The 8,648-nt window shown below is 70.3% G+C and carries 9 protein-coding genes; 7 read left to right on the top strand and 2 right to left on the bottom strand.

Annotated features, from left to right (window positions below; genetic code table 11):
* Nucleotides 1-179: 179 nt before the first annotated feature.
* The 7 genes from BV453_RS01240 (at nucleotide 180) to BV453_RS01210 (ending at nucleotide 7,347) form a co-directional block, all read left to right on the top strand.
* On the top strand, nucleotides 180-974 hold the full coding sequence (locus BV453_RS01240) for an SDR family NAD(P)-dependent oxidoreductase (RefSeq protein WP_249520667.1): 795 nt from the start codon (nucleotides 180-182) through the stop codon (nucleotides 972-974).
* A 289-nt stretch (nucleotides 975-1,263) separates the two neighbouring features.
* The gene (corA, locus tag BV453_RS01235) at nucleotides 1,264-2,265 is read left to right on the top strand and encodes a magnesium/cobalt transporter CorA (protein ID WP_025104158.1); all 1,002 of its coding nucleotides are present in this window, start codon (nucleotides 1,264-1,266) and stop codon (nucleotides 2,263-2,265) included.
* A gap of 123 nt (nucleotides 2,266-2,388) precedes the next feature.
* Nucleotides 2,389-2,916 (top strand): cytochrome C5, encoded by a 528-nt coding sequence (locus BV453_RS01230; protein WP_249520666.1) that lies wholly within the window; start codon nucleotides 2,389-2,391, stop codon nucleotides 2,914-2,916.
* Between the two features lie 166 nt (nucleotides 2,917-3,082).
* Nucleotides 3,083-3,820 carry an SGNH/GDSL hydrolase family protein gene (locus BV453_RS01225; protein ID WP_249520665.1) on the top strand — a complete coding sequence of 246 codons (738 nt, stop codon included), beginning with the start codon at nucleotides 3,083-3,085 and terminating at the stop codon, nucleotides 3,818-3,820.
* A 98-nt stretch (nucleotides 3,821-3,918) separates the two neighbouring features.
* Nucleotides 3,919-4,659, top strand: coding sequence for a peptidase E (locus BV453_RS01220; protein ID WP_249520664.1), 741 nt, complete (start codon nucleotides 3,919-3,921; stop codon nucleotides 4,657-4,659).
* Nucleotides 4,656-6,011: an anaerobic C4-dicarboxylate transporter family protein gene (locus BV453_RS01215; RefSeq protein WP_025104162.1), complete on the top strand. Its 1,356-nt coding sequence runs from the start codon at nucleotides 4,656-4,658 to the stop codon at nucleotides 6,009-6,011. Before BV453_RS01220 ends, BV453_RS01215 begins: the two co-directional genes overlap by 4 nt.
* 1 nt (nucleotide 6,012) lies before the next feature.
* Nucleotides 6,013-7,347: a threonine/serine exporter ThrE family protein gene (locus BV453_RS01210; protein ID WP_025104163.1), complete on the top strand. Its 1,335-nt coding sequence runs from the start codon at nucleotides 6,013-6,015 to the stop codon at nucleotides 7,345-7,347.
* A 130-nt stretch (nucleotides 7,348-7,477) separates the two neighbouring features.
* Here BV453_RS01210 and BV453_RS01205 read toward each other — a convergent pair whose 3' ends face one another.
* Together BV453_RS01205 and BV453_RS01200 are read right to left on the bottom strand one after the other, a co-directional pair.
* Nucleotides 7,478-8,071 (bottom strand): DUF305 domain-containing protein, encoded by a 594-nt coding sequence (locus BV453_RS01205; protein ID WP_249520663.1) that lies wholly within the window; start codon nucleotides 8,069-8,071, stop codon nucleotides 7,478-7,480.
* Nucleotides 8,072-8,137: 66 nt separating this feature from the next.
* Entirely contained in the window at nucleotides 8,138-8,527 is a 390-nt protein-coding gene (locus tag BV453_RS01200; protein WP_025104167.1) for a DUF6153 family protein, read from the bottom strand.
* Nucleotides 8,528-8,648 lie beyond the last annotated feature (121 nt).

The following is an 8,648-nucleotide window of genomic DNA, read 5'->3' as shown; positions in this document are numbered from 1 at the left end:
TCCCTCGCGGGATCGAAAACGCTCCCCGCTCCGCCTCCTCAGGAACGTTCCCCGTCCCGCACGGAGACGGTGTGCGCATGCCGGAGTCCCAGGCCCTCCCGTCCCGGAGCGAGCGGGCGGGCATGAAACCGGCGCGACGGGCGTTGCACCGGAGGTCGCAGCGACACGGAGGAGACAACATGCGCATCGACCTCGCCGGGAAGACCGCCCTCGTCACGGGTTCCACCCAGGGCATCGGGCTCGCCATCGCCACGACCCTCGCCGACGCGGGAGCACGGGTCGCCGTCAACGGCCGGAACCCCGAGACCGTGTCGTCGGTCGTCGCCGCACTGCAGGAGGAGAATCCGGACCGGAACCTCGTCCCTGCTCCGGGCGACGTCACCGCGGAGGACGGCGCCGCCCGCGTGCTCGCCGCCACCGGAGACGTCGACATCCTCGTGAACAACCTCGGCATCTTCGGGGCCACCCCTGCGCTCGACATCTCCGACGACGAGTGGCGCCGGTACTTCGAGGTGAACGTGCTCGCCGCCGTCCGGCTCATCCGCGCGACCCTGCCCGGCATGACGGAGCGCGGCTGGGGTCGGGTGCTCGACATCGCCAGCGACTCCGCGGTCGTGATCCCCGCAGAGATGATCCACTACGGGATGTCGAAGACCGCGCTGCTCGCCGTGTCCCGGGGCTTCGCGAAGGAGGCGGCCGGCACGGGCGTGACGGTGAACTCGGTGCTCGCGGGGCCGACCCACACCGGCGGCGTGGAGGACTTCGTGTACTCGCTCGTGGACCCGGAGCTGCCGTGGGAGGAGGCGCAGCGCGAGTTCATGCGCGTGCACCGCCCCCAGTCCCTGCTGCAGCGGCTCATCGAACCGGAGGAGATCGCGAACATGGTCGCGTACCTCGCGTCCCCGCTCGCCTCGGCGACGACGGGTGCCGCGGTCCGCGTCGATGGCGGCTACATCGACGCGATCGTCCCCTGACGGTTCGAATCGCGCACATGGCGGCATCTGCGGCCGGAATGGGGCCATTCGGGCGATTCGAAACGGGGGGGTAAGCTGGCCCCCGGAGAAGCACGGAAAGGCGGTGATGGCGATGTCCGACGATAGTAACGACGCCGCCCTCGCTGCGTCGCGCTTCCCCGCGCCCACGCGTTGAGCTCCTGCTCCGCGTGCGCGCCTCTCGCCTCGCAGTCATCGGCGGCGTCTCCCGCCCCCTGACGAATCCGCACGGACCCTCGCATCCGTGCGCCCGCGAGAACGGAGCCGCATCATGGCGCTCATCGACAACGGCGTGTACGTCCACGGACGTCGCGTGGAGACCCCGAAGAACCTGGACGAGACCTACCGGATGCTGGATGCCGCCGGCGGGATCGCGTGGATCGGCCTGTACCGACCGAGTCCCGAAGAGGTCGCCTCCGTCGCCCGCGAGTTCGACCTGCATCCGCTCGCCGTCGAGGACGCGCTCTCGGGGCATCAGCGCTCGAAGGTGGAGCGCTACGGCGACACCCTCTTCGCCGTGCTGCGCCCCGCCCGCTACCGCGACAAGGAGGAGTCGATCGAGTTCGGGGAGCTGCACCTGTTCATCGGCCCCGACTTCGTGGTGACGATCCGCCACGCGGAGTCGCCGAACCTCGCCGCGGTCCGCCGCCGGATGGAGGCGAACCCGGAGCTGCTCGCGATGGGACCGGAGGCGGTCTTCTACGCGATCCTCGACGAGGTCGTGGACGAGTACGAGCCCGTGGTGGCGGGCCTGGAGAACGACATCGACGAGATCGAGGACCAGCTCTTCGGCGACAGCGACGACGACGCCCTCTCCCGCCGCATCTACGAGCTCTCCCGCGAAGTCATCAACTTCCAGCGCGCGGTGCACCCGCTGAGCGGCATGCTGGAATGGCTGCGCCGCGGGTCGGAGAAGTACCGCATCGATGAGGAGCTGCAGCGCTCCCTCCGCGACGTGCTCGACCACACGATCCGCGTGAACGAGCGGGTCGACTCGTTCCGCGCGATCCTGGAGAACGCCCTCACCGTGCAGTCGGCGCTGGTCGCCCGGCGGCACTCGGAGGCGGGTCTGGCTCAGAACGACGAGATCAAGAAGATCTCCTCGTGGGCGGCCATCATCTTCGCGCCCACGCTCGTCGGCACGGTCTACGGCATGAACTTCGACGTGATGCCGGAGCTGCACTGGGCGTTCGGGTATCCGATGGCGATCGGGGCGATGGCCGCGTTCGCGGTCGGGCTCTATGGGGTGTTCAAGTACAAGAGGTGGCTCTGACGCGCAGGCGGTCACGGGGAACGCCGGAACGCGGCCGGTCTGCGGGCACGGAGCGCGCCCAGGAGCTCCCTCCGGCGTGAAGAACCAGGGCCCACGGCGGGCGAGATGCGCGAGACTGGAAGCATGGCGCTCGATCTCCTCCTGTCCCGCATCGTCGAGAGCGGTCTGCTCGAAGACCCCGTCTCCGAGAACGGTCTCGTCTACGGCCGGGCGAGCCTGGATGCGGCCGGCACCGTCGTGAACGTGAACGTCGACCCCGAGTTGGAGGGCGATGAGACCGCGGAGGACCTGGATCCCGACGAGCTCGTCGCGGCCATCGCGCGCGTGCTCTCGATGAGCGAGAAGCGCTGGCGGGCGATCGTCGAGGAGGTCGCGCTCGACATCGAGGACGCGGTGGAGGACGAGCCCGTCGTCAAACAGATCGACCTGCGGGACGACCTCGAGGCCACCTCGGTCGTCGTGTTCGCGGATGCCGTGCTGCTCGCGTTCGTCGCCCCCAAGCAGTTCCCGGAGTCGCGCATCCTCGTGCAGCTCGACGAGGAGCTGGAGGTCGACGGCATCGAGGTGCGCGAGCCCGACGGCACCGAGGTCATCGACGTCGACACGCTCGACGAGCTGATGGACCTCATCAGTCGCGCCGACCGGGACTGACCCGCCGGAACAGGCATTCACCGGGCAACAGGCCACACCAGCGGTAACTGCCTGACCTCGCGCGAGCGCCTGAGACCCACGCCCCGCGGCAAACAGGACGGAGACGGCGCCGGGGCATTACGCTCCCGCGCGAAGCAGAAGGCGGGCGACGGATAAGCTCTGAGGCGTGCCGATCGCCGCTTCCGCCTCCCCCGCCACCGCCTCCGACGACCTGGGCCGCCTCGCCGCCGCCCTCCGCGACCCCGCACCGTTGAACTGGATCATCACCGGCGACTCGATCACCCATGGCCTGGTGCACACCCAGGGCGGGCGCAGCTACCCGGAGCACCTCCACGAGCTGATCAGGGGCGAGCTCGAGCGCGTCCGCGACATCGTCCTCAACACCGCGATCAGCGGCAACCGGATCGTCGACATCCTCGACGACTGGGAGCGTCGGGTCGCCGGCTGGCAGCCGGACGTGGTCACCCTCATGGTCGGCACCAACGACGCCTCGGACGGCGGGCCGCGACCGGTCATCTCGCCGGACGACTACGCCGCCTCCCTCCACGACTTCGTGCGCCGGGTGCGCGGGCTCGGCGCCATCCCGGTGCTCCAGACGCCGCCCGCCATCGACGTCCGCAATGCGCCGGAGCGGGCGCGGATCGCCGACTTCACCGAGGCGGTCCGCCAGGTCGCGGCCGCGGAGGACGTGATCCTCGTCGACCAGCACGCGCACTTCGCGGAGCTCGGGAACGGCGGCGTGCCGTGGGGCCTCATGAACGACCCGTTCCACCCCAGCGCGGTCGGCCACGCCGCTCTCGCCCTCGAGCTCGCCCGCGTCCTCGGCATCGCGCCGCAGGGTCCGCGCGCCCGCACGGCCGCCCTCCTCGAAGGCCTGGTCGGCACGGCCCGCGTCTTCGGCTGAGAGGCCGGCATTTCACCCGCCCCGGGTGACCGCTCTGGACGGCGGTGACGGCGCGACGCTAGGTTGAGCGCATTCACATCCGACAGTGAGGTGGGGGCATGTCGCACGTCGTCGCAACCGGGGCCGGCAAGGCCATGATGGAACGTCGGAACGATCCGACGCACGAGTACATCCTGAAGCTCACCGGCAAGGAGCGGCCCCGGGTCCTCTTCGTCGGCACCGCCACGGGCGACGACACCGCCTACATCGTGAGCTTCTACTCCACGTACGACTCCGACAGATGCGCGCCGCACCACCTGCCGCTGTTCCACCGCGCGGTCGACGACCTCGCCGGCTTCGTGAAGGGCTTCGACGTCATCCACGTCGGAGGCGGGAACACCGCCAACATGCTCGACGTGTGGAAGCGTCAGGGCCTCGACGAGATCATGCGCGAGATGTGGGAGGACCCCTCCTCGAACGTGGTGTTCACCGGCGGCAGCGCGGGCGGCATCTGCTGGTTCGAGGGCGGCACGACCGACAGCTACGGGCCCACGCTGCAGGTGCTCCCGGAGGGCCTGGGCTTCCTGCACGGCAGCTTCTGCCCGCACTACGACGCGGAGGACCAGCGCCGGCCCCTCTTCCACGCCTCGCTCCTCAGCGGTGAGCTGTCCACCGGCTATGCGGTGGGCAACCTCCAGTCGCTGCACTTCGAGAACGGCGCGTTCGTCACCGCGGTCAGCCCGGTCGAGAACCCGCTGGCGCTGAAGGTCGAGGCGGTCGACGGGGCGATCGTCGAGACCGAGCTGCCGGTGGAGGTCCTCACCGGATCGGCGCCGATCGTGAAGGGGCCGTCGTCGTGAACGACAGCGTCTGGATCCTCGTCGCCGAGCTCATCGTCGTCGTCCTGGCGATCTTCATGGGCACCCGCACGAGCGGGATCGGCCTGGGCGTGTGGGGCCTCGTCGGCGTCGCGGTGCTCGTGTTCGTGTTCGGGGAAGCCCCCGGCAACGCCCCGGTCGACGCCGTGTTCATCGTCATCACGGTCATCACCGCGGCCTCGACCATGCAGGCCGCTGGCGGTATCGACTGGATGGTGTCGGTGGCCGCCAAGGTCATCCGCAAACGCCCGAAGTCCGTCGTCTTCCTCGCGCCGGCGATGTCGTTCCTCTTCACGGTCGGCGCGGGCACCGGCAACATCTTCTATCCGCTGCTGCCGGTGATCTACGACGTCTCGTACCAGCAGAAGATCCGGCCGGAGCGGGCACTGTCGGTCTCGGCCGTCGCCTCGCAGGTCGGCATCCTGTGCTCTCCGGTCTCCGCGGCCACCGCATCGATGGTCGTGCTGCTCGCACCGCAGGGCGTCGATCTCGGCGGCCTGCTCCTCATCATGTGGCCGGCCTCGATCGCCGGCCTGCTCGTCGCCGCGCTGGTCATGATGCGCCACGGCAAGGACCTCGAGGACGACCCGGAGTACCAGAAGCGCCTGGCGGAGGGACAGATCAAGCCGCCCGTGGTCGACGCGCACGAGAACAAGCTCCCGGCGACCGCCGTGCTCTCGGCCTCGCTGTTCCTCGCCGGCGTCGCGGTGATCGTCTTCTTCGGCCTGTTCGAGAACCTCCGTCCGGTCATCGGCACCGACGACGACGGCGATCCGCTGCGCCTGAGCGTCACCGTGATCATCGAGGTCGTCATGGGCATCATCGCCGCACTGATCTTCGTGTTCTGCAAGGTGAAGGCCGCCGACGTGCCGAAGCAGTCCACCTTCCCCGCGGGCATCGTCGGCGCCATCGCCCTGTTCGGCATCGCCTGGCTCGCGAACACGTTCGTCGCCGCGAACCAGACCCTCATCGTCGACGGACTCGGCTCGGTGGTCTCCGGATCCTCCGCCTTCCTCGGAGCGCTGCTGTTCGCGCTGGCGCTGTTCGCGGTCGCCATGCTCACGACCAGCCAATCGAGCGCCACGAACGCGATCGTCCCGATCGGCATCACGATCGGGCTGCCCGCCTCGCTGCTGGTGGGGCTGTGGCCGGCGGCGATGGGCATCTACACGCTGCCCGCCAACGGCAGCCAGGTGGCCACGGTCGCGTTCGACCAGACCGGGACGACGAAGATGGGCAAGTTCGTCCTGGACCACTCGTTCCAGCTGCCGAACCTCGTCTACGTCGGCACGGCCATCGTCGTCGGGGTGGCGCTGTCGTTCCTGTTCTGGTGACATGACCGACGTCGTCGACCGTTCGGCGCTGCGGCAGTTCCTGCTGGGGCTGGCCCAGGGGATGAACGCGTCGGCGGAGTCCGTCGACCGCATCCGGGACACGATCGCCGAGGTCGCCACGGCGTCGGGCGGAGACGGCGCCGACTTCGTCGTCCTGCCCACCATCATCATCGTGGAGACGGGGGACGCGGAGGAGCAGCGGGTCGCCTTCCGCTCGGCCACGAACGCCTCGTTCCGCTTCGATCAGATCGCCGCGCTGTACGACCTCATCGCGCAGGCGAAGACCGGCGACGTGGACCCGCTGGACGGCATCCGGCGGCTCAACGAGATCGGTGCGATGCGTCCGCGCCTCGGCTGGTTCACCCGGACGCTGGGCCATGCCATCCTCACGACCGGCCTGGCCCTCCTGCTCGCACCGACCTGGCAGGGCGCCCTCGTCGCCTTCGTGCTCGGATTCGGGATCGGCCTGCTCAAACTCGTGCGCTCTCCCACCCTGCAGCTCGTCATGCCCATCGCCGCGGCCTTCGTGTGCGCGGCTGCGGTGTTCCTGCTCGCGGAGGTCATCGAGATCGGGGACCCGATCCGCCTCCTGATCGCCCCGCTGGTCACCTTCCTCCCCGGCGGCGTGCTGACCACGGCGACGGTCGAGCTCGCGGCCGGGCAGATGATCTCCGGTGCCTCCCGCCTCATCTACGGGTTCGTGCAGCTCGCGCTCCTCGCCTTCGGCATCCTCGCCGCCGGCGCCGTGGTGGGCGTCTCGAGCGATTCGTACGAGGCTCTCGACGCCTCCTCCTCGTACCTCCCCTGGTGGGTGCCGCTGCTCGGCATCCTCGTGTTCGCACTCGGCAACTACCTGCACTTCTCCTCCCCGCCGTCCACGTTCGGGTGGGTGCTGCTCGCCCTGGTCGTCGCGTACCTCGGCCAGTGGGCGGGAACCGAGTTCATCGACCCGGCGGTCGGCGGCTTCGTCGGCGCGGTCGCCGTCACGCCGGTCGTGTTCTGGATCGCCGGGCTGCGTCACGGAGCCCCGTCGCAGCTGACGTTCCTCCCGGCCTTCTGGCTGCTGGTGCCGGGCGCCGCCGGGCTGGTGGGGCTCACCGAGGCGGTCGCGACCGACAACGGCCTCGCCGACTTCACCGCGGCCCTGGTGTCGGTCATGTCGATCGCGCTCGGCGTGCTCATCGGCACGGCGCTCTATCGCGTCGTGCACCATGGCGCGGAGGAGTTCGTCCAGTTCGCCGTCGCCCCGCCTCCCGCCGAGGACGAGGAGCCCGCACCGACGCTGTGGCACCGCCTGTCTGCTCCGCTGCGCCGCTTGCGCCGCCGCGATCGCTAGCGATAGACCTCGCGACGGTGGCCGGCGTGCACGACGACGACCGTCAGGATCCCGTCCTCGATCCGGTAGAGCACCCGGTAAACGGGCGACGGGCCCCGCGCCGCGGAGGCGACGCGGGGCCGGGTGCCGATCAGAGCGTGGCGAGGATCTCCTTAATCTCCGCGATCTCGGCGGTCTGCGCATCGACGATGTCCTGCGCGAGGGCGACGGCGTCGGCGTTCTCGCCGTCCGCCACCTCCGCCTCGGCCATCGCGACCGCGCCCTCGTGGTGCGCGATCATCTGCTCCAGGAACAGCCGGGACGCCTCCGGACCCGCGGCGTCCTCGAGCGCGGCGAGGTCGTCGTCGCTCATCATGCCGTCGCCGTGGTCCATCGCGGCCGGGTCACCGGCCTCGGCACCCCAGTCGTCGAGCCAGCCCTGCATCTTCTCGATCTCCGGACCCTGAGCGGCCGTGATCCGCTCCGCGAGGTCGGCGACCCGGGGGTCGACGTCGTCCTTCGCGAGCACGATGTCCGACATCTCGACGGCCTGCTCGTGATGGACGATCATCATGGACGCGAACATCGCATCGGCCTCGTTCGCGCCGGCCAGCGGAGCGTCCGAGGTGGAGTGCCCCATGCCGGAGTGGTCGGCCGGCCCCGCGGGTGCCGTCGAGGCGCATCCCGCGAGCGCGAGGGTTCCCGCCAGGACGAGGACAGCGGCGGCAGTGGTTCGATTGGTCATTTCTCTCTCATCTCTGTCTGTCGGAAGGGCGTCCGCGGTCGCGGCGCCCGGGCGCATCGGCGCCGATCAGGTCCGACTGATGCAGAGGACGTGGAGTGAGGGAGGACGAAGCGGGGCGGCGGCCGCGTCCACGAGCGAGCGGAGAGCGCGGAGCAGAGGTCCGGTCAGGAGAGCGCGAGACGGGCGCAGCAGCAGGAGGAGTCCGCCGAGCAGGGCGAGGACGCAGGCCGCCCCGCCGTCGTGCGCAGGGTCATCCGGGACGACGGCCTCATCCGCTCCGCCCGCCTCATGCGCTGCCGACGCCGCAGGGTGCGCGGGGGCCGCGTGCCCCGCGACGGCATGCGCCCCCGGGGTGCCGTGGGTGTCGAGGGCGTGCATGCCGAGGAGGCCGAGGAGGACGCCGCCCACGAGGAGGACGGCGAGCAGCGCCCCCTGGAGCACGCGACGACCGACCATGTGCTCATGGTACCCCGTGGGGGTATGTCGACCGGCATGCCGGCTCAGCGGGCGACGCCAGCGCGCCGCAGCAGTCGGCGGACGGCGAGCACGACACCCGCCACCGCGAGCTCCCCCACCA

The sequence above is a fragment of the Microbacterium sp. ER1 genome (assembly GCF_023383675.1).
In the GTDB taxonomy this organism is placed as follows: domain Bacteria; phylum Actinomycetota; class Actinomycetes; order Actinomycetales; family Microbacteriaceae; genus Microbacterium.
Note: the sequence above shows the minus strand (reverse complement) of the source record. Positions and strands in the feature narration are given on the sequence as shown.

Excerpts from the sequence above, each read along its gene's own strand:
- BV453_RS01210 (WP_025104163.1), top strand. The coding sequence starts at position 6,013 with ATGACCGACGTCGTCGACCGTTCGGCGCTGCGGCAGTTCCTGCTGGGG.
- BV453_RS01240 (WP_249520667.1), top strand. The coding sequence starts at position 180 with ATGCGCATCGACCTCGCCGGGAAGACCGCCCTCGTCACGGGTTCCACC.
- BV453_RS01205 (WP_249520663.1), bottom strand. The coding sequence starts at position 8,071 with ATGACCAATCGAACCACTGCCGCCGCTGTCCTCGTCCTGGCGGGAACC.
- BV453_RS01200 (WP_025104167.1), bottom strand. The coding sequence starts at position 8,527 with ATGGTCGGTCGTCGCGTGCTCCAGGGGGCGCTGCTCGCCGTCCTCCTC.
- BV453_RS01220 (WP_249520664.1), top strand. The coding sequence starts at position 3,919 with ATGTCGCACGTCGTCGCAACCGGGGCCGGCAAGGCCATGATGGAACGT.
- BV453_RS01230 (WP_249520666.1), top strand. The coding sequence starts at position 2,389 with ATGGCGCTCGATCTCCTCCTGTCCCGCATCGTCGAGAGCGGTCTGCTC.
- corA (WP_025104158.1), top strand. The coding sequence starts at position 1,264 with ATGGCGCTCATCGACAACGGCGTGTACGTCCACGGACGTCGCGTGGAG.